Genomic DNA, 25,455 nt, shown 5'->3' with positions numbered 1-25,455 from the left:
CATTCCTGCCCTCGAATGCCTCACAGCGCTTCGAGGCTAAGTTCCTTGAGTTGTTTCGATGTGTCTGCGAGCGCGTCGCGGTCGATCCTCGCCGAGCTGTCGACAAGCTTTCGTCCTTGCACGTAGTCGCGAGATGCATTGACGCAATCGAGGGCCAGCACCGCCCCGTCCTTCAGGTAGATAACGCTAAAGCTCCGGCTAGCGGGATTACCGCGTGTCACCACGCTGTCAAAGCCGTAGTTCAGACCAACTGTCTGCATCCTCAAATCGTATTGATTGGACCAGAACCAGGGCGTCGCATCATATGGCTTGAGTTCGCCGCAGATAGCCTTCGCAGCGGTCGTCGCCTGATCCGTCGCGTTCTGCACAGATTCAATGCGAATGCCACGGCCTTGTCTCAGCCGGGCGCAGTCTCCGATGCAGTAAATGTCCGGCAGAGACGTCTGGCAAAACTCGTCGATATCCACACCGTTTGCGCCTTCCGCGCCCGCCTCGATCAGCGGGCCGGCTGAAGGGATAATGCCTATACCGACCACGACGATATCGGCTGGGATTTTCTCGCCGTTCGCAAGCACCACGTTCTTGACGCGGCCGCTGGCCCCCTCCAGAGAGCCGACACCGCAGTTGAGGCGAATGTCGACGCCATGTGCGCGGTGCTCGGCTTCGTAGAACCTCGATACCGGCTCCCCGGCCACCCGCGCGAGTACGCGGTCGAGCGCCTCGACCAAAGTGACCTCTTTGCCGATCTCTCGGAATACCGCTGCCGCTTCGAGACCGACATAGCCACCGCCGACGATCACGATCCTTTCGGCGTCAGGCAGGACTTCGACGAGCGCGTCGCAATCCGCCTTGTTGCGGATATAGCAGATTCCGGCCAGCTCGCTGCCGGGGCAGGAAAGCTTCCTCGGTTCGCCACCGGCCGCCCAGACGAGCTTGCCATAGGAGAAGCGTTCGCCGAGGTCCGTGACGACGACATGGGCTGCCGCATCGACGGTGGTTACACGCTGGCCCAGCATCAGTTCCACCTGTCGCGAGGCCCAGAAATCCTGCGGCCTGAGATGCATCCTTTCGAAGGATTTCTTGCCTGCGAGATATTCCTTCGACAGCGAAGGGCGGTCGTAGGGGACTTCCGGCTCGGCGCTGATCAGCGCAATGGTCCCACCGAACCCGGACTGCCTGAGCGCTGCCGCTGTCTGCGCGCCGCCGTGCCCGCCGCCGACGATGATGCAGTCGAAGAAGCGATTGTTGTCCTCCCGCGTCATTGTCATGACTTTCTTTCAGCGCCGATGAGGACGAAGCACATGGTCGCGGGCTTGTCGCCCTTGTTGCGCCAGGCATGGCGCGTGCCGCATTGGACGACGACGTCGCCCTGCTTCAGCAGCGTTTCGGCGCCGTCATCGAGTTCGAGCCAGACCTCGCCATCGAGGACAATGTCGTAATCCACTGTGTTGGTGGTGTGCATACCGGGTGTGTCGGGCTCGAACGCCTGGATCAGGCCGGGGATATGCACCGCCTGTTCCTTGAAGGCGGCCGCCGGATCGACGGTCGCGAACACCGAGTCCGGCGGGAAGACGACGATCATCAGCTTCGTCTCACCCGGTTCGGGGGTGATCAGGATTTGCGGCGGCGCCTGCTCCGCATGACCCTGCGGAAGGCTGGGTTTCGCCGAAGTTGCATAAAGGACCGAGGTAAGGTGGCCCGGCACAGAAGCGTATGCGTGGGCATTGGGTGCGGGGCCGTCGCTGATGAACACCGACTTGCCGTTGCTAATCCCTGTGACGACGCGCCGGGGTATGCGCAGTTCCGTTGCCCTATTCATAGATCAGGCCTTTCGCCTCAAGCTGCGGACGCATGTTGTTAATGTCGAGGCTCAGTTGGCCCGACTCGTAGAGACCGCGCTTTTCGTCTTCCATTTTCTGGCGTTTGCGCGCTTTTTCGAGGACCGTCGCGGCCTCGTCGCGCTTGACCACGCACACTCCGTCGTCGTCGGCGACGATGACATCGCCTGGCTCGATATAGGCTCCGGCACAGACCACGGGGACCTGAACGTTTGCCAACGTCTCCTTGACGGTGCCCTGGGCCGATATCGCCTTCGACCAGACGGGAAAGTTCATGGACCTGAGGTCGGCGACATCGCGTACGCCGGCATCGATCACGAGTCCTAGAATTCCGCGAGCCTTGCAGGATGTCGCGAGAAGATCGCCGAAATATCCGTCCGTGCACGGCGAGGTCGGTGTGACGACCAGGATGTCGCCGGGCTGCGCCACCTCAAGGGCGACATGGATCATCCAGTTGTCACCCGGTGGCACCTCGCATGTGAGCGCCGTGCCGCCGATGCGCGCGCCCTCGATCACGGGGCGCAGATGCGGGGCCAGCAATCCCTTGCGGCCTTGCGCTTCATGGACTGTGGCGACACCCAGCTTGCCCAGGGCTTCGCATATCTCGCGATCCGTCCGCGGTGTCTTGGTCATTACCTTCATTGGGAGCCTCCCGAGATGCAATCAAACGTATTTCAACCAGCCGACCGCGCCCTGGAGGAAGCTGCGCTCGAACACGCCTGCGGCGCTCGATCTGGCTGCTTCGTCAAGCAGGTTGGCGCGGATCATCAAGTCGACCGTGGCATTCATCGCAGCTTGCGGAATGGAAAGATCGCCGGGCCACATGCCCATGTCGCGCATGTAGTGAAGGCCGCGTGAGGCGAGTTCGCTGTCGTCTTTCGTGGTAATTCGCTGGAAAATCGGAAGCGTGATGTCGTCACGGCTCGGGTCGTTTGTTATTGCATAGGCCTCGAACAGCGCCTTGAGGAAACGGCCGACCACATCGCGGTTACCGTCCAACCAGCTTTTGCGGCCGATGACAGCGGCGAAGACGATCTCGGGAATGACATCGTTGATCTCGCCGATCAGGTTGTAGCCTTCGCGTTCGGCCAGGAAATTCCATGGCGCGGGCTGCGGGGCGCAGGCAATTTCCCCCGCCTGCAGGGCTTCCCAGCGCTTGGTGTGGATGCCGGCAAGTTCGAACTCGTAGTCGCCGGGATACCGCAGGCCTTCCTTCGACAGCAGCATTTGAGTGTAGATCGCCGTGCCCTCTGTCAGTGACGAGGTGCCGACCTTTTTGCCCTTGAGGTCCTTGATCGTCTTGACCGAAGGCTGAGCGACGAGCGACATCGGCAGGCGATTGGAATTCGAGGCGATGACCCTGAGCTCGCCGCCTTTGACGAAGTTCGAGACGGCACCTTCAGGTGGGGTTATCGCGAGATCGGCCTCGCCTTCKACAACAGCGGTGGTCGCCTTGTCGACGGTGCCCATTTTCTTGTACTCGATCACCAGCCCGTGCTTAGCGAAAATTCCATGCTCTTCGGCCACGAAGACCGGGAGCCAGTTGAACCCTTGCGCCCCGCCTGCGAGGCTTAGATGTTGGCTGGAAGCCATATGATTTCTCCCTGATATTCGCCAGAGCGGTCAGCGTTTCACGGAAACGCTTTCCCGCTCTATCCCTTTGTTTTTACGCATTCCGGACGGAAAACCGCTGCGCACTTTTCCTGGAACTGCTCTGGGCTTCAAAGTCCGCGCCCGCGCAGCCTTTCGTCCAAAAGCGGATAGACCCGTCGCGCGTTTCCTTCGAAGACCGCCTGTCTCTGATGATCATCGAGGGCGAGATGGTCGATGTATCTCTTCGTGTCGTCGAACGGGTGCCCGGTCTCCGGATCGGTCGCCTTCACAGCGCCCAGCAGCTCGGAACCGAACAGGATGTTCTTGGTGTCGACGACGCGGAAGAGCGTATCGATGCCAGCCTGGTGATAGACGCAGGTGTCGAAGAACACATTGTTCATGAGGTGCGTGTCGAGGCCCGGCTTTTCGAGCATGATCGACAGGCCGCGATAGCGGCCCCAGTGATAAGGCGCGGCCCCGCCTCCGTGCGGTATGATGAGCTTGAGTTCCGGATGGCGCTCGAAGAGGTCTCCCTGAATCAACTGCATGAACACCGCCGTATCGGCGTTAATGTAGTGTGCGCCCGTCATGTGAAGGCAGCGCTCACAGGAACTCGAAACGTGGATCATCGCGGGGACCCTGAGAGCGACCATGGCCTCCCACATGGGATCCCACCATGGATCGTAGATCGGTGGCGCACTCCAACGCCCGCCTGATGGGTCGGGGTTGAGATTGCATCCGACGAAACCGTTTTCGACGCAGCGCTCCAACTCCTCGATGACATCAGACAGGTCGCCGTCGACTGTCTGAGGAAGCTGGCAGACCGCCGCGAAATTATCCGGGAACATGTCAACGATCCGGCCAACGTTGTCGTTCGATAGGCGCGACCACTCCTTGGCGACCGACAGCCCCGGTACATGGTGTCCCATGCCGGAAGCACGGGGGCTGAGTAGCGTCACATGCGAACCACGCTCGCGCTGAATTTTAAGCTGGTTCGCCTCAATGATATCGTGCAACTGCTTGTCGGCGATTCCGGGATAGACGGGGAGCTCGCAAGACTTTCCTTCCGCATAGGCGACTTGCGTCGCGCGGAAGGCGTGGTGCTCCGGCGGTTCGGTCGTGAAGTGGCCGTGGCAATCGATGATCAGCGACATCACGCATTCCACTTCGCGGGGAGGTCGGATATGCCACGGAACCGCCAGCCTTTGCCCTTGACCTCCCGCGACGGATCGAGACGAAGATCGGGCAACTGCCGGAACACCTCGGTAAGCGCAATCTCGCCCATCGCACGGGACAGGAAGTGGCCGGAACAGAAGTGCGGACGGAAACCGAACGACAGGTGCTGCTTCTTCTTGCGGAACATATCGAAGCGGTCGGCATCTTCGAAACGCGTCTCGTCGCGGTTGGCCGACCCCATGACGATGGCGACGGATGACCCCTGGGGGATGACCGTGCCGGCGATCTCGAAATCCTCTTTGGCGATGCGCGGCGTTACGCCGATCGGGGCGATCCAGCGCAGACCCTCGTCGAAGGCGCGCATCGCGTTTTCCTGCGGCTGCTCCGCCATAAGCTTCGCCTGATCGGGATTCGAAAGAAGACCCGTGCAGGCGTTCGCCGCTGCATGGCCTGGCTCCTGAAGGCCGCCGAGGATGATGACGCGCATGGTCGGAGAAATCTCCTCCCAACTGCGAACCTCGCCCTTGGGCATGCCGCCATACATGACATGGCTGAGCAGCGAGTGGTTGGGCTTCGCCAGGCACGCCTGGTAAAGATCGCCCATCTGCTTGTCGATGTCGGCGAGCGCGTCGTCCAGTCGCTTCCATATGGCCGGATCATTGCTGACGTTCTGCAGACCCAGCGCCATCGCATGAAACCACTCGACGAGGGTTTCGTTTGGCGTCTCCGTCAGACCGATGACATCGCCAATGCACCGCACCGAGATCGGCTCGAAGAGTTCCGTCGTCAGGTTCGCTTCACCATTCTTCTTGATGGAGTCGATGTAACGCTGCACGACCGGGCGTGTCAGACCTTCGACGAACGAGCGCACGCGTTCCTGCGTGAGATTCTCGTCGATACCCTGGCGGAGGCACTGATGATCCTCGCCAGACATGGTCAGGACGTTCGGCATGCCCATGACGCGGGCTTCCGGACGGTCCGCCGAGCCCGACGGTCCGAACACCTTGTCGTTGCCGCCGATCGTCCGGCAGTCGTCGAACCGCGTAATGAAATATTCTTTCGTCCCTTCGAAGAAGGCCACAGGCTCCTCCGCGCGTAGCCTCGCGTAGACGGGATAGGGGTCCCTATAGAGATTTTCGCCCGTCAGTTCGGTGTTCGTTCCCGTCATTGAATTCCTCCCTCACCCTGCTTCGCAAGGTTTTCGCCAATCCCGCCGCCATGTTCTCCAACCCGACGGCATGCATTCTCAGGACGTTCCTTTTGGAGCAATCGCCACGCGATTGATGCTTGACATACCGAAACGTCTTCGGATACTGATAGGTATCCAAAGCGGGATTGGCTGTCAACAAGAGAAATGGACAGGCCGTGGAGAGACCGCTTCGGAAGGGAGGAAATCAGTGAGCAACAGCAGCATCGCCGAGGTGCGCCTTGTGCTTGAGGCGCGGGATGTCTCCGTGCAATTTGGCGGCGTCAAGGCCCTAACCAACGTGTCGGTTTCCGTGAAGGCAGGAGAAATCTGTGGCTTGATCGGGCCGAACGGCGCAGGCAAATCGACCTTTCTCAACGCGGCGACCCGGCTTGTTAATTACACAAGCGGATCGATCATGCTGGGCGGTCAGCCGCTCGAGGGCGTCGCTTCGCGCGAGATGATCGGAATGGGCATCGCGAGGACCTTCCAGAACCTTGGTATCTATGCCTCGATGACCGTTCTGGAGAATGTCATGCTCGGGGCACATCATCAGTTTGGCGGCAAATTCGCTCAAGCGATCTTCGCTCCATCCCGAGCAAGGGCTGTGGAGCGGTCCGCGCGCGAAAAGGCAATGGCGGTGCTTGAAGAGGTCGGCATGGCCGAGCTCGCCCCGCGCACCGCCGGATCGCTTCCCTATCCCCTGCAAAAGCGTATGGAGATTGCTCGCGCGCTTGCTGCCGAGCCTGAAATTCTTCTGCTTGACGAACCCGCCGGCGGGCTGACGCACGGCGAAGTCCACGAATTCGGATCGCTCGTCGACGGTATCAGACGCAAACGGAACCTCTCCATTCTTCTCATCGAGCATCACATGGGCTTGGTCATGAGCCTTTGTGACCGGATCGTTGTGTTGCACCTGGGCCGCAACTTGGCCGAGGGCACCCCTTCCGAAATCAAGTCCAACGACGCGGTGATTGCCGCCTACCTCGGGAAGGCCGCATGACGCTGGATCTCAAGAATCTCTCCGTATTCTACGGCAAGACGCAGGCGCTGTTCGACTGTTCGTTCTCAGTGGGCGAAGGCGAGTTTGTCGCCCTGCTCGGCTCCAACGGGGCCGGGAAGACAACGCTCCTGCGCGCCGTGTCGGGACTGCTCCCATTCAAGGGCTCGGTTGCCTTTGCTGGAAAAGCGCTCGACAAGATCGTGGCGCAGAAGCGCCTCGCGCTCGGCATCGCGCACATACCCCAAGGACGAGGGACTTTCTCCGAGTTTACGGTCGATGAAAACCTGTCGCTCGGAGCGACGATCGTGTCCAACCGATCCCAAGTGAGGGAGGACAAGGAACGCTGGTACGAGACATTCCCGCGTCTGCGCGAAAGGCGCAACCAGCTTGCGGGAAACCTTAGTGGCGGAGAACAGCAGATGCTGGCTGTGGCACGCGCGCTCATGTCCCGACCGAAGCTTCTGATGTGCGACGAGCCATCGCTCGGGCTCGCCCCTTCGATCACCCAGGAAATCCTGGCGATTTTCAAGACGCTCAACAAGGATCACGGCATGACGCTGCTCGTGGTCGAGCAGAATGTCGACATCACCCTTCTATATGCCGACCGGGCCTTCGTCATCGAGGCCGGCCAGATCGTCGCGAGCGGTGCGGCAAAGGAGCTGATCGGCAACGAAGACATCAAGAAATCTTACCTGGGAGTTGCCTGATGAGCCTCTTCTTCCAGCTCGTCGTCAGCGGCCTGACCACGGGCGCAATTTACGCCGCGCTGGCCCTGGCGCTCGTCCTCATCTTCAGGGCAACCAACGTCGTCAACTTCGGCCAGGGCGAGATGGCGACCTTTTCCGCCTATGTCGCCTGGCAGTTGATGCACTGGGGTGCGCCGCTCTGGCTCGCCCTCCTCGCGAGTCTCATTGTGGCGTTTGCTATTGGGATTGTAACTTTCCGCTTGATTATCCGGCCGATGATGAGCGCTCCGGTGGAGGCAATCGTCGTTATCACCCTTGGTATCCTCGTTCTCTTCCAAGCCGCGTGCATGTGGATGTGGGGCGCCGAACAGCTCTCGTTCCCAAGCCTTTTCCCTGACGGCGGCTTCAATATCGGTGGGGTTCGCGTGCTCTCTTCCGCCATCGGCACGCTGACGATCCTTCTTGTTATTGCTTTGGCAATGGGCATCATCTTCCGGTTCACCAGGCTTGGCCTGTCGATGCGCGCGGCCGCCTTCGACCATGCTCGAAGCGTGCTGGTCGGCGTCAACGTCGAACGCATGCTGATGTTGGGATGGGGCTTTGCCGCTGTCATCGGGGCGCTTGCCGCCATCCTCATTGCCCCCCGCCTGTTCCTCAGCCCGACAATGATGACGCCAATCCTCTTTTACGGGCTCGCTGCAGCGACGCTCGGCGGCTGGGACAGTCCGCTTGGCGCGATCGTCGGCGGCCTCGCCGTCGGCGTCGCCGAGAGCTTGGGTGCCAGCTACCTCTCATTTATCGGCGCCGACATGCGCATCGCAGTGCCGATCGCCCTCACCCTGGTCATCCTGCTTGTGAAGCCCGTTGGCCTGTTCGGTTCCTATAAGGTGACAAAGCTATGAATGATGGAGTCCGCGCGGCCACTCTCAAGTTCGGTCTCTTCGCGATCGTCGCGATCCTGATCCCAGTCTTTGCGCCGGGATATGCGTTGCAACAGGTGGCGATTGCCATTGCCTACGCCATCGCCATTCTCGGTTTGAATCTACTGATGGGGTTCGCCGGGCAGATTTGCCTTGCACAGGGAACGCTGTTCGGTGTCGGCGCTTACGTTACCGCGATCCTCAACGCCACCTACGGCGTCTCGCCGCTMGTGACGCTGCCTGCCTCAGCCGCGGTGGCAGCCGCGATTGGGCTGGTCATCGGCCTTCCAGCACTCAGGCTTCAGGGCTTGCAACTGGCCATCGTTACATTCGGCATTGCGGCCGCGTTCCCGCAACTGCTGCTAAAGATGAAAAGCCTGACCGGCGGCGTATCGGGGCTTTCGATCGACGCCCCCGAAGCTCCGAGTTTCTTCTCGGATCGCCCCGAACTGTGGCTCTATATCATATCGCTTACGTGCGCGGGTGTCGGTGCCCTGCTCGTCTCGCTGATGCTCTTCGGCGACAACGGGCGCGCCCTTAGAGCACAGCGGGATAATCCACAAATTGCTCAGGCGCTCGGCATCAACCTGACACGCACCCGTCTTTGGGCATTTGCCGCAAGTTCGGCGCTCGCGGGACTCGGCGGTGGCGTGTTCGGTATCATCAGCGGTTTCATCAGCCCGGAGTCGTTCCTGGCAATCCTGTCCATCAACATCGTGATCGGCAGCATTGTCGGCGGCGTCACCAGTATCGTCGGAGCGTTTCTCGGCGGTCTGTTCATGGTCTTCGTCCCGACCTGGGCATCTGACATCAACCTGAGCCTCGGCAACCTGATCTACGGCCTCGCGCTGATCCTGATCATGATGGTCGCGCGCAATGGGGTMACTGGCTTCATCGAAAAATGGCTCTCGATGACTTTTCGGAGGATGGCGAGTAGCCGACGCCAAATTGAAACAAGGGAGGAACTGATATGAGATTTATCTCTGTACTGAAAGGATGCGCGATGCCGCTGGCCGTCGCGGCACTGCTCGTGGCAAGCAATGCCAATGCAGCGGAACCGTCGCCGGGCGTCACCGACGACACCATTAAAATTGGTGTCACAGGACCGCTGACTGGACCGGTCGCGGTCGTCGGCGGCGTCGCCGAAGGCATTCGGGCGCGGGTCGAACAGGCCAACGCCGAAGGCGGCGTCAAGATGGGCGACGGCAAAACCCGCAAGATCGATCTCGTCATCGAAGATGATGGCCTTGATCCCCAGCGCACCTTGGCGAATGTCCGCAAGATGGTCGAAAAAGATCAGGTATTTGCTCTCGTCGGCACAGCCGCGACGCCAAACAATCTGGCGATCGGCCGCTACATCACGCAGAAGAAAGTGCCGAACGTTTTCATGTATTCCGGTGTCGTCTCCCTGAACGCACCCGAATGGGAGGTTGGCTTCGTACCGTCGTTTTCAACCGAAGCAGACTCATTTGCTGCATACCTTCAGATCAACAAGCCCGACGCAAAGGTGGCCTTCCTGTATCTGAACACGGAGACGGGCCAAACCTTCATGAAGGCCTTCGATAGCGCAATCGACGGAACGAACATCAAGGTGATCGAACGCCAGCCGGTGACATCGCAGGACCCCACTGTCGAGACCCAGCTAAACACTCTGAAAGCTTCCGGCGCCGATACATTGGTGATTATCGCCGCGCCGCGCCAGGGGGGCGAAGCCATCCGCTTCCAATCCGAAAGCGGTTGGAAGCCTTTGACACTGGTCACCAACTTGTCGTCGGCGTATCCGGTTCTCCAGTCAGTCGGCCTGGAAAATGCCAAGGGTATCATCACCTCCGACTTCCTGAAGCCGATAACCAGCGATCAGAAGTCCGGCGACGAAGGCGTCGATCACTATCTCGACGCCATCAAAGCAGCCAAGGTGAACTTCGTCTTCGCCAACACGATCGGCCAGACCGGATATGCAATCGGCGACGCGCTCATCCAGTCCCTCGAAAAGCTCAAGGACCCCACCCGCGAAGAGCTGATGAAAGTCGTTCACAACATGAACGGATGGAAGAACCCATTGCTCCAAGAGGGCATCACAATGACGACCAAGGAAGGATCCGACATCTACCCTGTGGAAGCACTCCAGCTATACCAGTTCGATGGCCGGGAATACGTACCGCTCGGTGGGGCTTTGAACTTTGAAGGCAAAACACACGAATAATTCTCCCTCCCAACAGGTGCCGGCAACCCCGGCACCTGCATACCATATTTGGCACTTGCTCTCGGGCGACCGCCTCGTTTGAGATACCGCGTTTGCTTCACCTCAACGAGCACCACTCAGATGTGGAAATGATTTCTGCATCTGAGTGTAGGTCACTCGTCAAGCTCTTGAACGGGTGTGAACCCACGCTCACGGGCAGACCGGAGCGATCACCTTATCGAAGACTTCCCGGAGCCCGCTATAGGCCAACTCTTTTCCGGCGGTTGTTATCGGCATCCACTTCACCTCACGGGAATTCTTCTCGGGATAGTCGATGACCGTATCCTGGACGGACAGGAGATGAACGGCGACTGCATATCTTAAGAGACGCCCTTCCTTGTCCTTGTGGTAAGAGAACGAACCAATCCTCTGTTTCGTCACTTCGCCAATGACGCCCGCTTCCTCGAAAGCCTCTCTTTGGGCCGCCTCAAATGACGTCTCACCTGGTTCGATATGTCCTTTCGGGATGCCCCAGCCACCGTGGCTGCGGCTGGAGATCAGGAGAACTTCGGTCTCTCCGAACTCACCGTGCTGTCGCAAACAGATGGCGCCAGCCTGCGCGATCTGCCGTGTGGGCGTTGCCAATTCGAAGTGATCATTCCGCGTCCAGCCGTGGACGAGTTCGATTGTCATCGTCGCTTCCACCGTCTTTTTAACGAATATGCTCAAGAATAAGGCCGAACGAAAACCGCATTCCTTCGAGAGCAAAGGTCCAGCAGCCTTGTTTATGACAGCTTAGTGACTATTGTCGCCGAGGAGAAGGAGAAATCGATGGGTGACAAGCGTAAGAAGATTTATGAGGCTCTCGTCGATGGGGCAACTGAGGGTCTGAGTGGAAATGCCTTATACGAATTCGTTTTGAAGCGTTGTCCGAAAACCTCCAGCAAGAAGATCGTCCGCGCATCGCTTTTGGCACTTACCGATCCTCACCTGACGGATAGGAATGTGCTCGACACAATCTATGCTCTGGCGATCAAGCATCGCATGGACGAGGTTCGTGTGGCGGATGATCATGACGAGGAGGACGCCGAGGAAGATAAGGAAGTCGTCCCTTCCGTCAAAAGCTCAAAGCGCCGCACGACGGAAATTCAGGCGCCTGCCCAGCAACTCTAGCGCCGCGGAAATCTGTGGCTTCTTTTATGGCGAGCAGTTCATCTCGCCGGCCCGGAGCAGCTTCCATTTCGCCGATAATCGCAAGTCTGGACATGATAAACCTCTTTCTTTGCTCTTGATTGCGCCGCCGCCCGTAGTGGCTGGTGGCGGCAGGCGGTTGAGAATGTATCAGGCACGCAGCGGTCGGAATGCTGCGCGGAGTTCAACGGAAAACAGTTCCGGCTGCTCCCAGGCAGCGAAATGGCCGCCCTTGTCGACCTCGTGGAAATAGCTGAGGTTACGATAGGCGCGGCGAGCCCATGTTTCCGGCGCCCGATAGCTTTCATCCGGAAACACCGTGATCGCCACCGGCAGCGAAATTTCCGAGGTCTTCTGCGGCCCCGAGAAGGCCGGGCTGCTGCCGCCCGTCTCCCAATAGATCCGGCTTGCCGACGCCGCACTATTCGTMAGCCAGTAGAGCGTAATGTCATCGAGGACATCATCCACGGACTTTTCCGGATCGTCCTTGCTGTAGCTCCAGCGCAAGAAGCCGGGGTGGCCGAGCAGCCATGCGGCTAGGCCAACCGGGGAATCCGACAGCCCGTAAGCGATCGTCTGCGGGCGTGTGCCCATCATGATGGCGTAAGAGCGAGCGCCGCTCTTGGCACCGGCACTGAGCGCATCGAAGGTGGCACGCTCCTGTTCCGATAACCCTGCGGGCGCCGGCCCGCCGACGGCGAGCACGGCAGCGACATCTGGCGGCACGACTGCCGGCAGGTTGATATGAATACCGGCGAGGCCATCCGGCGCCAACCGCGCAATGGCGCTGGATATGGGCGAACCCCAATCGCCGCCCTGAGCGACATAATGGGTATAGCCGAGGCGCTGCATGAGTTCTGCCCAGACCTTAGCGATCCGATCCGGGTTCCAGCCCGTCTCTGTCGGCTTGCCGGAGAAGCCATAGCCCGGCAGCGAAGGAATGACGACGTCGAAAGCATCCTCGGCGCGCCCGCCATGTGCGGTCGGATCGGTCAGCGGACCGATGATCTTCAATTGTTCGAACACGGATCCCGGCCAGCCATGCGTGATGATGACCGGAAGTGCGTTGGCGTGCTTCGAGCGAACGTGGATGAAATGGATGTCGACGTCGTCGATCCTGGTCATGAACTGCGGAAAAGCATTCAGCTTCGCCTCCGCCTTTCGCCAATCATAGTCAGTGCCCCAATATTCAACGAGCGGCTTGAGTTTGGTGAGCTTGATGCCCTGCGATTGATCGGGCACGGTCTCCTGATCCGGCCAGCGCGTGGCCTTCAGCCGCCGACGGAGTTCCACAAGCTCGTCTTCAGCAATATCGACGCGGAAGGGACGGATCGCTTCCTCAGTGGCGGCGTGCGCCGGCGTGATGGGAAAGACGCTGGCGAGGCCGGCGACAGCCACGCTCGCCGCTGCGGTGGCGATGAGGACACGCCTCTCCTGATCGACGACATCCATCTGGGTTGTCGCCGCACTGCTTATGGTCGACGGGTTCATGACACGGCCTCCTCGACAACGACTGGTATGGGCAAAAGCCGAGCTGTGGACTCCCTCGCATAGTTTGGCTGTGACATTTTCAATCTCCAACGAGTTGCCGGGCGCGCGCGCCTAGTTGCGCAACGCTGCCCGTTCGATGCTGGCCGCAAGTAGCGGCGGTTCACCCTTGTTGTGAGCAATCGACATCGGCTGCCGTTGCGCACGAAAAACGTCGAACGGAATTTTCTGCCTGTCGAGGAAGGTCTTGAGCTCTTTCGTGGCCCTAGATCGAACGTGGTTGGTGAACTCACAGTGATCGGCGTCGATCGCCCTGACGCTCAGCTCCCAAAGGGCCTGGATCGATCCTCCCCGTAGGCATGAAGATATCAGAAACCGATTCCGGAATCAGGCGATCCTTTTCTCAAAGCGTCTCGACGTGGTGCTGCACCGTCAGGCTGCCGATCGTCTCGACATTGATCGACTTGTGCCGTCGGGAGCGGTTGGATGATTTCTCAATAACGACGACGAGCGCGCAAAATTGCGCGCTCGTCGCTGCATCAAATCGGCAGATTGCGAGACATGGCGAGTGCGGATAACCGCACCCGCCTCAATGAGGCTTTTATCTCGCTCTCGGGAGTTGGGTCAGGCGGCCTTGCTCATTGCTGAGAGCACTTCGGCTACCGTTTCGCCGAAGCTCGAAGGCGTCGGCACGATGGTGACGCCTGCGCCCTTCAGGATCTCGACCTTTTCCTGGGCCGACTCTCCGAAAGCTGAGATGATCGCGCCGGCATGGCCCATGCGGCGGCCCTTCGGGGCGGAGAGACCGGCAATATAGGCAATCAGCGGCTTCTTCATATTGTCCCGCGCCCAGAGCGCGGCTTCCGCCTCCTGCGGCCCGCCGATTTCACCGATCATCAGCACGGCGTCGGTATTCGGATCCTTTTCGAACAGTTCGAGCATGTCCTTGAAGGACGAGCCGTTAATCGGGTCTCCGCCGATCCCGACCGATGTGGAAACACCGATGCCGAGCGCCTTCATCTGGCTTGCGGCTTCATAGCCGAGCGTACCGGAACGACCGACGATGCCGATCCGACCGGGCAGGTAGATCGAACCCGGCATGATCCCCATCAGCGCTTCGCCGGGCGTGATCATGCCCGCGCAATTCGGCCCGATCAGGGTCATGCGATCCTCGAAGCGGTAGCGCCTCATATATCGCTTGACCCTGATCATGTCCTGGGAGGGAATGCCATCGGTGATGCAGACGCAGAGCCGGATGCCGGCATCCGCCGCTTCCATGATTGAGTCGGCGGCAAAGGGCGGCGGCACGAAGACGATGGAGGCTTCGGCGTCAGTTTCCTGCATCGCACCCTTTACCGTATTGAAGACCGGCATGCCGAGATGGGTCTGCCCACCCTTGCCGGGAGTGACACCACCAACGACATTGGTGCCGTAGCGCTTCATATCCTCGGCGTGGAAACTGCCGATCTTGCCGGTGAAGCCCTGCACAATCACGCGGGTGTTCTTGTCAAGTAGAATGGCCATGGCGTGATCCTCCCTCAAGCAGCCTTGTTTGCGGTGTAGGAACGCCAGGCACTGACAGCCTTGTCGGCAGCCTCCGCCAGCGTCTCCGCGACGATGATGTTCTCGCCGGACTTGGCGAGGATGCGACGGCCCTCCTCCATGTTGGTGCCGGAGAGGCGCACGACGAGCGGGACCGGAACGCCGACTTCGCGCAGCGCCTTGATCACGCCCTCGGCCACCCAATCGCAGCGGTTGATGCCGGCAAAGATGTTCACGAGGATCGTTTCGACTTGTCTGTCGCGGAGCACGGCGCGGAAGCTCTTTGCCACGCGCTCGGGCGAGGCACCGCCGCCGATGTCGAGAAAGTTCGCAGGCTCGCCGCCGGCGATCTTAATCATGTCCATGGTCGCCATGGCCAGGCCCGCGCCGTTGATGATGCAGCCGATATTGCCGTCGAGACCGACATAGGAAAGGCCGCGATCCGAAGCATAGGTTTCGCGCACATCTTCCTGACTCTTGTCGCGCATTTCGGAAATATGCGGCCGACGGAAGAGCGCGTTCTCGTCGAAGCTCATCTTGGCGTCGAGCGCCACGAGATCGCCGCGCTTGGTGACGACAAGCGGATTGATCTCCAGCATCGAGGCGTCGTAGTCGACGAAAGCGCGATAGCAGCCAAGCAGTGTCTGCGTTGCGCGGCCGATGAGCGAATTGTCGATGCCCAGCCCAAAGGCGATCTCGCGGGCCTGGAAATCCTGCATTCCGACGCCGGGATCGACAGTTGCGCGGATGATCGAATCCGGCTCGGCCTCGGCGATCTCTTCGATCTCCATGCCGCCTGAGGACGAGGCCACGATCATGATGCGCTCGGATCTGCGATCGAGCACGAAACCAAGGTAAATCTCGCGCTCGATGTCCATCGCTTCCTCGACATAGAGGCGGCTGACGAGCTTGCCCTGTGGCCCGGTCTGGTGGGTCACCAGCTTACGGCCAAGCATGGCGTCGGCGGCCTCGACGATTTCGTGGTCGGATGAGCAGAGCTTGATGCCGCCGGCCTTGCCGCGGGCGCCGGAATGGACCTGGGCTTTCACCACCCACCGGTCGCCGCCGATTTCGCTGGCGCGGTAAGCTGCCTGTTCCGGGCTGTAGGCGAGGCCGCCACGCGGGATGTGGATATGGTAGCGGGAAAGAAGTTCCTTGGCCTGGTATTCGTGAATATCCATGTCTTCCTCCTCTTATCTGGTTCCGGCCGCAATGGCGTCATGGGTGGCGAGCACATTGCGGGCCATGCGCTCGGAGGCGGCATCGATCATCTTGCCGTCGAGCGATGCCGCGCCCTTGCCCTGGCTCTCAGCGAGCTTCAGTGCATCGATGATGCGGCGGGCGCGATCGACCTCCTTTTCAGGCGGGGAGAATATCTCGTTGGCGAGCGCGATCTGGCTGGGGTGGATCGCCCACTTGCCCTCGATGCCGAGCGCTGCCGCCCGACGAGCGGCGGCCCTATAGCCGTCAGGATCGGAGAAATCTMCGAACGGACCGTCGATGGCGCGCAGGCCGTAGGCGCGGCAGGCCACCGTCATGCGCGACAGGCCGAAATGCCACTGATCGCCGGGATAGTCCGGATTAAGCCCGCCGATATTGACGGTGCGGGCCTTGAGGCTTGCAGCATAGTCGGCGACGCCGAAATGCAGCGCTTCCAGCCGGCCGCCGAAAGAGGCAATGGCCTCGACATTGGCCATGCCGAGCGCCGTTTCGATCAGCGCCTCGAGGCCGACGCGGGTCTTGTAGCCCTTGGCGATCTCGATCTGGTTGACCATGGCCTCKACCATGTAGAGGTCGGCGGGGACGCCGACTTTCGGAACGAGCAGCGTGTCGATGCGATCGCCCGCCTGTTCCATCAGATCGACGACGTCGCGATACATATAATGGGTATCCAGCCCGTTGATGCGCACCGAGATTGTCTTGCCGCGGCCGCGCCAGTCGATCTGGTTCAGCGCCTGTACGATATTGGTGCGGGCACGCTCCTTGTCCGGCGGCGCCACGGCATCCTCGATATCGAGGAAGATATAATCTGCGTCCGAATTGGCCGCCTTCTCGATCATATCAGGATTGGAACCCGGTACGGCAAGCTCGCTGCGCTGCAGGCGCAGCCGGCGGAGGTGGTTGATGGTGTGGCTCATGATGGTCTCCCGGTCGTGTCTTTTCAGGCTGCCTTGGCGGCTGCAGTTGCTGCAGCAGAGCGGAACTGATTGATCGCCGCCGCCACGCCTGAGCCGGCCTCGATCTCTACGCCGCAATCTAGCAGCGTCATTTCGGCGGCGCCGAGCGCGCCGAGCACCATCACTTCGTTGAGCGAGCCGAGATGGCCGATGCGGAAAACTTTGCCGGCGACCTTGCTTAGGCCACTGCCGAGCGAGGTGTTGTAGGCGCGGTAAGCGTGTTTGATGACCTCGACGCCATCAATGCCTTCGGGCAGGCGGATGGCCGATACGGTGTCCGAATGCCATTTCGGCTCAGTCGCGCAGAGCTTGAGCCCCCAGGCGGAAACCGCAGCACGGACACCATTTGCCAGATGATGATGGCGCGCGAAGACGTTTTCCAGGCCTTCCTCGAAGATTAGATCCAGTGCGGCGCGCAAACCGTGCAGCAACTGCGTCGGCGGCGTATAGGGGAAATAGCCGGTGTCGTTGGTCTTGATCATGTCCTCGAAGGAGAAGTAGCAGCGCATGTGGCGCGCAGTCTTGGCAGCCTTCAGCGCCTTCTGGCTGACCGAGAGGAAGCCTAGGCCAGCGGGCAGCATGAAACCCTTCTGCGAGCCGGAGACGGCGCAATCGACACCCCATTCGTCCTGGCGGAAATCGATCGAGCCGATCGAGGAGACGCCATCGACGAAGAGCAGCGCCGGGTGACCGCAGGCATCGAGTGCCGCGCGGACCGCGGCGACATCAGACGTCACACCGGTCGCGGTTTCATTATGCGTCACGAACACGGCCTTGATMTTGTGCGCCTTGTCGGCCGCGAGACGTTCGGCATAAAGCTCGACCGGCACGCCGGTACCCCATTCCATGTCAAGGCAATCGACTTCGAAGCCGAGGCGCTCGGCCATGTCGACCCAGAGATGAGAGAACTGGCCGAAGCGGCTCATCAGCAGCTTGTCGCCCGACGAAAGCACGTTTGTCATCGCGGCTTCCCAGGCGCCGGTGCCCGAAGACGTATAGATGAACACGCGGCCATCGTGGTTCTTGAACACCTTCTTCACGTCGGCGAAGAGCGGCAGTGTCAATTCGGGATAGCGCGGCGAGCGCATGTCTTCCATCGGCAGGTTCATCGCCTGGCGAACCTGTTCGGGAATATTGGTGGGGCCGGGAATGAAGAGATGATTGAAGCCTGCCATGGTTCCTCCGATGCATGCTGGTCCGAGGACGAACATTTCCTCGACGCCAAGACTGCCTTTGGGACGATCGTTCCGCCACACCCCTTCAGACAGAAAATTATGCCGGATGGGCAGCGCATTTGTGGCCCGGGCGGGTGGTTGGTTCTTGTGGTGGGCAGGCCGGGACTACCCGGCGGGTAGGTCAGCCAACCTTGCGGCGTTCCCTGGCGTAAAGCGCAACGGCCATGGCGCGATTGCGCACCTCGAGCTTATCGTAGAGATTCTTGAGGTGGTATTTCACCGTGTTTTCGGAAATTCCGGTGCGGCTTGCGATCTGGGTGTTGGACCAGCCATGGGAGAGCATGCCGAGCAACTCCGTCTCGCGCGACGTGAGCTGTTGGAAGGGTGTATTCGAGATCTTCGAGAGCATCGTATAGGGAATGCAGATCCGCCCCTTTATGACGGCGGTAAGGGTCGCGAAGAGGATTTCCGGATCCTCGAACTGATAGCAAAGGCCGTTGACGCCCAGCCGGATCGTCTCTTGGATCACAGCGGGATCGTTCTTGTCGGCAAAGAGGACGACGCGCGGATCGAAACCGAGCTTGCCAATCTCTGTCAGCACATCGGGGGCGTCAGCGTCTTCGAGTTGCCAACTGAGCAGCAGGCAATCCACCTCGACGTCGGCGAGCTTCTGAAACAGCTCAGCCGAATTCTGTGCGGTATCGACGATCAAGAAACCGGGTTTACTTTCAAACAGTCCGCGAAGGGCTGCAATGACGAGTGGATTGCGCTCCGCGACCAAAACGCGCCCGATCACCTTAGGTGCATTTCCTGAAACCATGCGCCTCTCCCGTTGACGCAATCAAATTCCAGTATCTAAGTACCACCAGATTCCGCGTTCCTGACCGGCACCTTGCGACGGAACGTGTCCCGATTACCACACGGCCCTCGCATTGATGCCGGCGGCCTCAGCGATTGCTCAGAGATAAAACCGATGCCGACATGACGTCGGCCAAATTGCGATCGGCCTACTGAAATCCGCAGCTGGGAACTTGGCAAAATCGGTATTCAGACAGACTGAATCCATTTAGTTGCCAAAAAACCATAATTGTTCCACGAACATCTCACATTAAAGACTCAACGTTGAGAATTGGATCTAAGCTTGATGCGTATAAAATACGGTTTCCTCTGTGCGTTCCTTGCAATTGCCCCATCGGCATACGCTCTGGAAACCGGCACACCGCCAGTTTTGGCGCCGCTGCAGCAACAAGAGCAAGCTGCTCACCTGAGTGCACAATTTCTAACGCGCTTCCACTATAAGCCGGTTCCGCTTGATGATGCCTTGTCGGCCAAGATCATGGATCGGTTTATCAAATCTCTGGATCCGGATCGTGTCCTCTTCCTGCAGGCCGATATCGACAAGTTCATGACTGACAGCGCCAAGATCGATGACGCCATCAATCAGGAAGACTTGCAGATCCCATTTTCGATTTTCAACGTCTATGAGCAGCGCGTGGTCGATCGCATGAGCTATGCGCGGAGCCTGCTCAACCAAAAGTTCGACTTCAGCGTACAAGAAGACTATCCACTCATCCGCGACAAGGAGCCCTGGCCGCAATCCAAAGCGGAAAGCGATGATTTGTGGCGCAAGCGCGTCAAGAGTGATTGGCTGCGTCTGAAGCTTGCAGGCAAAGACGATGCCAGCATTCGCGACACGCTCAACAAACGTTACGAAAACTCCCTGGAACGCGCCTACAAATACAAGAGCGATGATGTTTTCCAGACGTTCATGGACGCCTATACGAGGTCGATCGACCCGCATACCGACTATTTCGGCGCGGCCGCTTCCGCTGAATTCGATATTTCAATGAAGCTTTCGCTGGTTGGAATTGGTGCGGTCTTGCAGGAAAGAGACGACTACACGGCGATCCGCGAACTCGTCGCCGGCGGCCCGGCACAACTGTCCGGGAAGCTCGCCGTCGGAGACCGCATCATCGGCGTCGGCCAGGGCAAGGACGGCCCGATAAAGGAAGTCGTCGGTACGCGTCTTGACGAAATCGTGCAGATGATACGCGGCGCAAAGGGTTCCGTCGTACGCTTGGACATCTTGCCGGCGGATGCCGGACCGGATGGCAAGCATCACGTCATCAGCCTGGTGCGCGACAAGATCAGCCTCGACAAACAGGCCGCCAAGAAGACGATCCTGTCGGTAAAGGATGGCGATGCCACCCGCAAGATCGGGGTGATCACGCTGCCCGCCTTCTACGAAGACTTCGAAGCGCGGCGGAAGGGCGATAAGGACTACCGAAGCGCCAGCCGCGACGTTGCCAAGCTCCTTGGCGAACTGAATCAAGAAAAGGTCGACGGGGTTCTGATCGACCTGCGTGACAATGGCGGCGGTTCATTGTCCGAAGCGATCGATATGACGGGCCTGTTTGTCGGCAAGGGTCCGGTCGTCCAGCAGCGCAGTGCTGACGGACAAGTGGAGGTGGAGAAAGATGACCTCTCCATGCCCGCATGGACCGGTCCCCTTAGCGTGCTGATTAATCGTGGCTCGGCGTCGGCTTCTGAGATTTTTGCCGCAGCGATACAGGATTATGGCCGAGGCGTGATTGTCGGCGAACCAAGCTTCGGTAAGGGTACGGTCCAAACCGTGGTCAATCTTGACCAGGTGGCCCACAATCTCAAACCGAAATTCGGTGAGCTGAAAGTGACGGTCGCCCAGTTTTTCCGTGTCGATGGCGGCACGACGCAGTTGCGCGGCGTCACGCCTGATATCAGCCTGCCGGGTCTTTCTGACCTGGCGACTTTCGGCGAGTCAAGCTACGACAACGCCTTGCCGTGGACCCAGGTCAAGCCCGCGAACTATAAGCCTTCGGGGGACATACAAGCGCTCCTGCCGCAACTGCAAAGCCGCCACGATGCTCGGGTGCAGAGCAATCCGGATTTCCAACGCTTTGTAGCGGACACCGCGGCACTGAAGGCGCAGCGCGAAAAGCGGATTGTCTCCCTCAACGAAACCGAACGCCGCAATGAACTGCTTGCCCAGGCAAGTCGTCACAAAGCGGGCGATCAGCTCAACGATGGTGTCGATGCTGGAGACGATGATGGCCTGCAGGCAAACGAGCGTAGCCTCAGTGCCGATCTCGCCATTGAGAATGCCCGCAAGAACGTCAAGGACGTCTTGCTGAACGAGGCCGCCTCCATTCTTGCCGATGAGGCGGATTTGCAGAAAGATATGCTGAAGACTGCCGTACAGAGATCAGGAAACACTGATCAGTAATTTGAGTTGACGGCACACATCGATATCAGCGGGCTGACGCTGACAAAAACAAGGGCGCAACTAATCAAGTTGCGCCTTTGATCGTTGCGATCAATCACCGCGTTTCCAATATCCGCATCAGTCGGCCGCGATAGCTATCCAGGATAACCGCTAACACGATCACGGCACCGATGACGATCGGCTTGATGTTGTCGTCGGCGCCCAAAAGCTGCAGTCCGGTCGATAAAACCTGCAGAATGCATGCACCCACCAGCGTGCCGATGATCGAGCCCTTACCGCCGGAGAGACTGGTCCCACCGATAATGACGGCGGCGATGGCATTCAGTTCATAGCCAATGCCCGCAACCGGACTGCCGACATTGAGGCGGAGCAGATAGACCATGGCCGCTATGCCCGCTGTCAATCCGGAGATCGTGAAAACGGCGATCTTGTATCTCTTAGGCTCGTGACCCGACAGACGGACCGCCTCCTCATTGGTGCCGATCGCAAAGACGAAGCGCCCGAATACGGTGTAGCGCAATACGAACCAGCCGATCAGAACAACGACGATCGCGATCAGAAAGATCGAAGGGAATACGCCGAAGAAGATCAGGTTCCCGAAATCCACGAACGGCTGCGGCAGACCGGTGATGGTGGAGTTGTCGCTGACGACACGCGCCAAGCCGCTTGCGACATTCAGCATGCCGAGCGTGACGATGAACGACGGAAGCTTCCACTTCTCGCACACCCATCCGTTGATTGCGCCGAGCACAGCGCCCGTACCCATCGACGCCAGCGAGGCCAGAACAATCGCCTGCCAGGGAGAAAGCCGGGGGTCGATCATGATGGTTGCGCCGATGACCGTGCAAAGCGCAAGCAGCGAGCCGACCGAAAGATCAATGCCGCCGGTCAGGATGACGAAGGTCATGCCGGACGCCAGCACGGTGTTGATGGCAATCTGGACGAAAATCTTCAGGAAGTTTTCCGGCGTCGCAAAATAAGGCGCCGTCGCCGAGAAGAAGATCAGGATCAGGACAAGGGCGATGGCGACACCGGCTTCCTTCATCGAAATCCGAATAAACTTGTCCCATACGCCGGCCTTTTTGACCTCAGTCGTCATTTCAATGTTGCCGGACACGACTGTACTCCTTGTAAGCGAGTGAGAGAATCTTGCGCTCGTCAAATTGGTCTCGAGATATCTCTCCGGCTATCTTGCCGTCCGAGAAAACGATGATGCGATGGCAAATGCCGATCAGTTCCGGCAGGTCGGACGACACGACCAGGACGCCTTTTCCTTCAGCGGCAAACTTCCACAGGAGTTCGTAGATTTCCGCCTTGGCACCAACGTCAATGCCTCGGGTCGGCTCATCGAAGATCAGCACCTTGGGTCCGCGGAACAGCCATTTGGCAATGACCACCTTTTGCTGATTGCCGCCGGAAAACGTCCTGACTACCTGGCGGATGGATGGCGTTTTTATGCGCAGCTCATGCACGAGGCGCTGCGAGTGATCGTCTTCCGCTCTTTGGCGTATCAACCCGTTGCGGGAGATCTTGCCGAGGTCCGTTATGGTCGTGTTTTCGGCGCAGGTCATGTCGAGCATTAGGCCCTGCAGCTTTCGGTCTTCCGTTGCGAGGCAAAGCCCTGCGGCGACGGCATCCTTGGGCGAGTTGATCTCGACCTCTTTTCCGTTGATGCGAATTTCGCCGGCAGCCTTGTCGTCGGCGCCGAATATAGCACGCACCGCCTCCGTCCGACCGCTGCCCACGAGGCCGGCAATGCCGACAATCTCTCCCTTGGCGACGGAAAACGACAATTCCGGGCTATTGCGTGTCACCTTCAGGCCGGAAACGCCAAGCGCCTCCCCGAACACGGCGCTGTCACTGCGAAAAACGCCATGATCCGAAAGCGTTCGTCCAACCATCAGTTCGACGATGTCAGGAATGGCCAATCCCTCCAGCGGACGCGTGATCACATGCTGACCATCGCGCAACACCGTGACGTTGTCACCGACTTCAAAAATCTCTTCCAGTCTGTGGGATATGTAAAGCGTCGTGACGCCGCGCGCTTTCAGCCGCTTCAGAATTTCGAACAGGCGGTCGACCTCCCTGGAGGTCAAGGTTGCCGTCGGTTCATCGAGAACAAGCAGCTTGCTTTCATAACAAAGCGCCTTGGCGATTTCGAGCAACTGGAGCTGTGCGACGCTGAGGCGATTGGCCGGCGTGGTCGGGGCGACATCGAGGCCCACTTCCGCCAGCAGCTCGGCCGCCCTCTTGTTCATTTCCCTAAAGTTCACCAGGCCATATCGACGCGGAAGGTGCTCAAAAAGCAGATTTTCGGCGACGGTGAGATTGGAGAGAGGGTGCAGTTCCTGGTGGATGACGCGGATACCCGCCTTGAACGCCTCCAGCGGCGAGGTTGGGCTATAGCTTTCCCCGTCAAACAGGATGTGGCCATCATCGGGCTTGAATACGCCGCCGAGCAGATTGATCAACGTGGATTTGCCGGCACCATTCTCACCAAGAAGAACATGGCCCTTGCCTCGGGCAAGCTGCATGGAGACATCCCTGAGCGCCACGACACCCGGGAAGCGTTTGCCTATTCCTTCCAGCGTCAGGATGAAATCATCTGATGGTTCTGACACGTCCACCTCATGCGTGGTCTATTTCAATGGGAGATGGCTAGCCTCCACGAACACATATTCCCGAGGCCTGAAACGACCTCGCCAGCGTGATCAACGTGGAAAACGGTTTGTGGTGGTGGGCGCCGGCTTTTGGCCGGCACCTCTCTTTAACCTTACAGTCGGCAGTCGACTATTTGAGGTCCTTGGCGGTGACGAGCTTGACATCCGTCTTGACCCAGCCAGTGAATTTTTCACCGGCAAGTTCGCGCAGACCATACTTGATGCCCATGACGGCCATTTCAGCGCCGTATTGCTCGACCGTGGCAAGCATCTTGCCGTCCTTGATCAGCGGCTGCACCGGCGGAATATTGTCAAAGCCGACGACCTTGATCTTGCCGCTTTGGCCGGTCGCATCGAGAGCCTTGACGACGCCGAGAGCCATCGAGTCGTTGGCTGCCATGACGCCCTGAATATCCTTATATTTGGTCAGGAAATTCGTCATGACGGTATTGGCTTCTTCCGTCTCCCAATGGGCCGTCTTGCTGTCGAGGAGCTGCAGCTTGCCGCTGTTGATGGAGTCCATGAAGCCTTCCTTGCGCTCCTTGGCATTGTCGGCCTCGGGGTTGCCCTCAAGGATGACAACCTTTCCACCGGGACCCAGGTCCTTGGCAAGCGCATCGCCTGCAAGCTTCGCGCCCTCGCGATTGTCAGGCCCGAAGAAGGCCAGATCGATACCGGCAGCCTTCTTCGCGTCGGCATCGAGCGGCACGTCGATGTTGATGACCTTGACACCGGCCTTCACAGCCTTCGCAAGCGGGGTGGCCATAGCCTTTGAATCGGCCGGAGCGACGACGATGATGTCGTATTTCTGCGTCACGAAGTTTTCGACGGCATCGACCTGCGCGGCGAAGTCACGCTCGTCCTTCATGCCGACGGCCTTGAAGTCAAACTTGTCCTTGTTTTCAGCCGCATATTTATCGGCGCCGGCCTTCATCTGCTTGAAGAACTCGTTGGACAAGGATTTCATGATCAAGCCGACCTTCGGCTTGCTCGCCGCGGCAAAGGCAGGCGACACGCCACAGGACAATGCGAGCATCAACGTGCCGGCAAGTCCGAGCTTCAACGCCGCACGACGCGGCGCACTGATCAAGACGGAATCACGCTTTGTAGAATTGGACATTTCTTTCCTCCCGAACGGCCTGAACTCAGCTCCAACTGAGTTGCGAGTAACAATGAACCGTTTCCAGCACTCAATGCGTAACAGTGCCCCCAGAGATTGTCAACTCGCCTAATCGGGGCAAAAAGCCAACGCCAACTGCGATCGATATCACTTTGCAGATTGCGACAGATGAACCGTTTCCATTGAGTATCCGCCGTGACCGTGCTATGGGAGATAAGTGGCCGGAATTACGATGCAGCCCTTTGACTAAGGCGAT

At 59.2% G+C, this 25,455-nt stretch carries 23 protein-coding genes and 1 pseudogene; 7 read left to right on the top strand and 17 right to left on the bottom strand.

What is annotated here, in order from left to right:
• Positions 1–20: 20 nt before the first annotated feature.
• The 6 genes from QD357_RS29610 to QD357_RS29585 all read right to left on the bottom strand — a co-directional run bounded on the left by QD357_RS29610 (position 21) and on the right by QD357_RS29585 (position 5,775).
• On the bottom strand, positions 21–1,268 hold the full coding sequence (locus tag QD357_RS29610) for an NAD(P)/FAD-dependent oxidoreductase (RefSeq protein WP_414125666.1): 1,248 nt from the start codon (positions 1,266–1,268) through the stop codon (positions 21–23).
• Complete coding sequence (locus QD357_RS29605) at positions 1,265–1,819, bottom strand: cupin domain-containing protein (protein WP_414125665.1); 555 nt, start codon at positions 1,817–1,819, stop codon at positions 1,265–1,267. Before QD357_RS29605 ends, QD357_RS29610 begins: the two co-directional genes overlap by 4 nt.
• The gene (locus QD357_RS29600) at positions 1,812–2,480 is read right to left on the bottom strand and encodes a 4-carboxy-4-hydroxy-2-oxoadipate aldolase/oxaloacetate decarboxylase (protein WP_183940987.1); all 669 of its coding nucleotides are present in this window, start codon (positions 2,478–2,480) and stop codon (positions 1,812–1,814) included. Before QD357_RS29600 ends, QD357_RS29605 begins: the two co-directional genes overlap by 8 nt.
• A 21-nt stretch (positions 2,481–2,501) precedes the next feature.
• The gene (locus tag QD357_RS29595; RefSeq protein ID WP_183940989.1) at positions 2,502–3,431 is read right to left on the bottom strand and encodes an ABC transporter substrate-binding protein; all 930 of its coding nucleotides are present in this window, start codon (positions 3,429–3,431) and stop codon (positions 2,502–2,504) included.
• 128 nt (positions 3,432–3,559) lie between these two features.
• Positions 3,560–4,585, bottom strand: a complete 1,026-nt coding sequence (locus QD357_RS29590; RefSeq protein WP_414125664.1) for an amidohydrolase family protein — start codon at positions 4,583–4,585, stop codon at positions 3,560–3,562.
• A complete protein-coding gene (locus tag QD357_RS29585; RefSeq protein ID WP_183940991.1) occupies positions 4,585–5,775 on the bottom strand; it encodes a cytochrome P450 in 1,191 nt (396 codons plus the stop codon). The genes QD357_RS29590 and QD357_RS29585 overlap by 1 nt, the downstream gene beginning before the upstream one ends.
• Here QD357_RS29585 and QD357_RS29580 point away from each other — a divergent pair.
• Genes QD357_RS29580 through QD357_RS29560 form a run of 5 tightly spaced genes read left to right on the top strand, consistent with a single transcriptional unit; the run spans position 5,759 to position 10,605 of the window.
• On the top strand, positions 5,759–6,796 hold the full coding sequence (locus tag QD357_RS29580; RefSeq protein WP_414125663.1) for an ABC transporter ATP-binding protein: 1,038 nt from the start codon (positions 5,759–5,761) through the stop codon (positions 6,794–6,796). The genes QD357_RS29585 and QD357_RS29580 overlap by 17 nt on opposite strands.
• Positions 6,793–7,503 (top strand): ABC transporter ATP-binding protein, encoded by a 711-nt coding sequence (locus tag QD357_RS29575; RefSeq protein WP_183940995.1) that lies wholly within the window; start codon positions 6,793–6,795, stop codon positions 7,501–7,503. Before QD357_RS29580 ends, QD357_RS29575 begins: the two co-directional genes overlap by 4 nt.
• The gene (locus QD357_RS29570; RefSeq protein ID WP_414125662.1) at positions 7,503–8,384 is read left to right on the top strand and encodes a branched-chain amino acid ABC transporter permease; all 882 of its coding nucleotides are present in this window, start codon (positions 7,503–7,505) and stop codon (positions 8,382–8,384) included. The genes QD357_RS29575 and QD357_RS29570 overlap by 1 nt, the downstream gene beginning before the upstream one ends.
• The gene (locus tag QD357_RS29565; RefSeq protein ID WP_183940997.1) at positions 8,381–9,376 is read left to right on the top strand and encodes a branched-chain amino acid ABC transporter permease; all 996 of its coding nucleotides are present in this window, start codon (positions 8,381–8,383) and stop codon (positions 9,374–9,376) included. The genes QD357_RS29570 and QD357_RS29565 overlap by 4 nt, the downstream gene beginning before the upstream one ends.
• Complete coding sequence (locus QD357_RS29560) at positions 9,373–10,605, top strand: ABC transporter substrate-binding protein (RefSeq protein WP_183940999.1); 1,233 nt, start codon at positions 9,373–9,375, stop codon at positions 10,603–10,605. Before QD357_RS29565 ends, QD357_RS29560 begins: the two co-directional genes overlap by 4 nt.
• 189 nt (positions 10,606–10,794) lie before the next feature.
• Here QD357_RS29560 and QD357_RS29555 read toward each other — a convergent pair whose 3' ends face one another.
• Positions 10,795–11,277, bottom strand: a complete 483-nt coding sequence (locus QD357_RS29555; RefSeq protein ID WP_414125660.1) for an NUDIX hydrolase — start codon at positions 11,275–11,277, stop codon at positions 10,795–10,797.
• Positions 11,278–11,415: 138 nt separating this feature from the next.
• Here QD357_RS29555 and QD357_RS29550 point away from each other — a divergent pair, with 138 nt between their 5' ends.
• Complete coding sequence (locus tag QD357_RS29550) at positions 11,416–11,757, top strand: hypothetical protein (RefSeq protein ID WP_183941003.1); 342 nt, start codon at positions 11,416–11,418, stop codon at positions 11,755–11,757.
• Positions 11,758–11,925: 168 nt separating this feature from the next.
• Here the strand turns inward: QD357_RS29550 and QD357_RS29545 are convergent, their stop codons facing one another.
• The 7 genes and pseudogenes from QD357_RS29545 to QD357_RS29515 form a co-directional block, all read right to left on the bottom strand.
• On the bottom strand, positions 11,926–13,227 hold the full coding sequence (locus QD357_RS29545) for an epoxide hydrolase family protein (RefSeq protein ID WP_414125672.1): 1,302 nt from the start codon (positions 13,225–13,227) through the stop codon (positions 11,926–11,928).
• A 150-nt stretch (positions 13,228–13,377) separates the two neighbouring features.
• Positions 13,378–13,735 (bottom strand): annotated as a pseudogene (locus QD357_RS29540) (hypothetical protein); the annotation flags it as partial.
• A 152-nt stretch (positions 13,736–13,887) separates the two neighbouring features.
• Complete coding sequence (gene sucD / locus QD357_RS29535) at positions 13,888–14,787, bottom strand: succinate--CoA ligase subunit alpha (RefSeq protein ID WP_414125659.1); 900 nt, start codon at positions 14,785–14,787, stop codon at positions 13,888–13,890.
• Positions 14,788–14,801: 14 nt separating this feature from the next.
• Positions 14,802–15,986, bottom strand: coding sequence for a malate--CoA ligase subunit beta (locus tag QD357_RS29530; RefSeq protein ID WP_183941009.1), 1,185 nt, complete (start codon positions 15,984–15,986; stop codon positions 14,802–14,804).
• A gap of 12 nt (positions 15,987–15,998) precedes the next feature.
• Positions 15,999–16,943 carry an HpcH/HpaI aldolase/citrate lyase family protein gene (locus QD357_RS29525; protein WP_414125658.1) on the bottom strand — a complete coding sequence of 315 codons (945 nt, stop codon included), beginning with the start codon at positions 16,941–16,943 and terminating at the stop codon, positions 15,999–16,001.
• 23 nt (positions 16,944–16,966) lie between these two features.
• Positions 16,967–18,157 (bottom strand): aminotransferase class V-fold PLP-dependent enzyme, encoded by a 1,191-nt coding sequence (locus QD357_RS29520; RefSeq protein ID WP_414125657.1) that lies wholly within the window; start codon positions 18,155–18,157, stop codon positions 16,967–16,969.
• 181 nt (positions 18,158–18,338) lie between these two features.
• Positions 18,339–18,977 (bottom strand): response regulator transcription factor, encoded by a 639-nt coding sequence (locus QD357_RS29515; RefSeq protein WP_183941015.1) that lies wholly within the window; start codon positions 18,975–18,977, stop codon positions 18,339–18,341.
• Between the two features lie 324 nt (positions 18,978–19,301).
• Between QD357_RS29515 and QD357_RS29510 the strand changes: the two genes are divergently transcribed.
• Positions 19,302–21,419 (top strand): carboxy terminal-processing peptidase, encoded by a 2,118-nt coding sequence (locus QD357_RS29510; RefSeq protein WP_183941017.1) that lies wholly within the window; start codon positions 19,302–19,304, stop codon positions 21,417–21,419.
• Between the two features lie 94 nt (positions 21,420–21,513).
• On the opposite strand, the gene QD357_RS29505 is transcribed toward QD357_RS29510, so the two are convergent.
• The 3 genes from QD357_RS29505 to QD357_RS29495 form a co-directional block, all read right to left on the bottom strand.
• On the bottom strand, positions 21,514–22,536 hold the full coding sequence (locus tag QD357_RS29505) for an ABC transporter permease (protein ID WP_183941019.1): 1,023 nt from the start codon (positions 22,534–22,536) through the stop codon (positions 21,514–21,516).
• Complete coding sequence (locus tag QD357_RS29500) at positions 22,520–24,040, bottom strand: sugar ABC transporter ATP-binding protein (protein WP_414125656.1); 1,521 nt, start codon at positions 24,038–24,040, stop codon at positions 22,520–22,522. Before QD357_RS29500 ends, QD357_RS29505 begins: the two co-directional genes overlap by 17 nt.
• A 169-nt stretch (positions 24,041–24,209) precedes the next feature.
• Positions 24,210–25,199: a sugar ABC transporter substrate-binding protein gene (locus tag QD357_RS29495; protein WP_183941023.1), complete on the bottom strand. Its 990-nt coding sequence runs from the start codon at positions 25,197–25,199 to the stop codon at positions 24,210–24,212.
• Between the last annotated feature and the right edge of the window lie 256 nt (positions 25,200–25,455).

The sequence above is a fragment of the Rhizobium sp. BR 317 genome (genome assembly GCF_047445835.1).
GTDB classification, from domain to species: domain Bacteria; phylum Pseudomonadota; class Alphaproteobacteria; order Rhizobiales; family Rhizobiaceae; genus Rhizobium; species Rhizobium paranaense.
This window is presented reverse-complemented; position numbering and strand designations above follow the sequence as displayed.

Bases quoted from the DNA above. Each gene is read 5' to 3' on its own strand.
- QD357_RS29550 (WP_183941003.1), top strand. From the start codon at position 11,416: ATGGGTGACAAGCGTAAGAAGATTTATGAGGCTCTCGTCGATGGGGCA.
- QD357_RS29605 (WP_414125665.1), bottom strand. From the start codon at position 1,819: ATGAATAGGGCAACGGAACTGCGCATACCCCGGCGCGTCGTCACAGGG.
- QD357_RS29495 (WP_183941023.1), bottom strand. From the start codon at position 25,199: ATGTCCAATTCTACAAAGCGTGATTCCGTCTTGATCAGTGCGCCGCGT.
- QD357_RS29555 (WP_414125660.1), bottom strand. From the start codon at position 11,277: ATGACAATCGAACTCGTCCACGGCTGGACGCGGAATGATCACTTCGAA.
- QD357_RS29560 (WP_183940999.1), top strand. From the start codon at position 9,373: ATGAGATTTATCTCTGTACTGAAAGGATGCGCGATGCCGCTGGCCGTC.
- QD357_RS29575 (WP_183940995.1), top strand. From the start codon at position 6,793: ATGACGCTGGATCTCAAGAATCTCTCCGTATTCTACGGCAAGACGCAG.
- QD357_RS29570 (WP_414125662.1), top strand. From the start codon at position 7,503: ATGAGCCTCTTCTTCCAGCTCGTCGTCAGCGGCCTGACCACGGGCGCA.
- sucD (WP_414125659.1), bottom strand. From the start codon at position 14,787: ATGGCCATTCTACTTGACAAGAACACCCGCGTGATTGTGCAGGGCTTC.
- QD357_RS29530 (WP_183941009.1), bottom strand. From the start codon at position 15,986: ATGGATATTCACGAATACCAGGCCAAGGAACTTCTTTCCCGCTACCAT.
- QD357_RS29510 (WP_183941017.1), top strand. From the start codon at position 19,302: ATGCGTATAAAATACGGTTTCCTCTGTGCGTTCCTTGCAATTGCCCCA.
- QD357_RS29600 (WP_183940987.1), bottom strand. From the start codon at position 2,480: ATGAAGGTAATGACCAAGACACCGCGGACGGATCGCGAGATATGCGAA.
- QD357_RS29610 (WP_414125666.1), bottom strand. From the start codon at position 1,268: ATGACAATGACGCGGGAGGACAACAATCGCTTCTTCGACTGCATCATC.
- QD357_RS29585 (WP_183940991.1), bottom strand. From the start codon at position 5,775: ATGACGGGAACGAACACCGAACTGACGGGCGAAAATCTCTATAGGGAC.
- QD357_RS29590 (WP_414125664.1), bottom strand. From the start codon at position 4,585: ATGTCGCTGATCATCGATTGCCACGGCCACTTCACGACCGAACCGCCG.
- QD357_RS29515 (WP_183941015.1), bottom strand. From the start codon at position 18,977: ATGGTTTCAGGAAATGCACCTAAGGTGATCGGGCGCGTTTTGGTCGCG.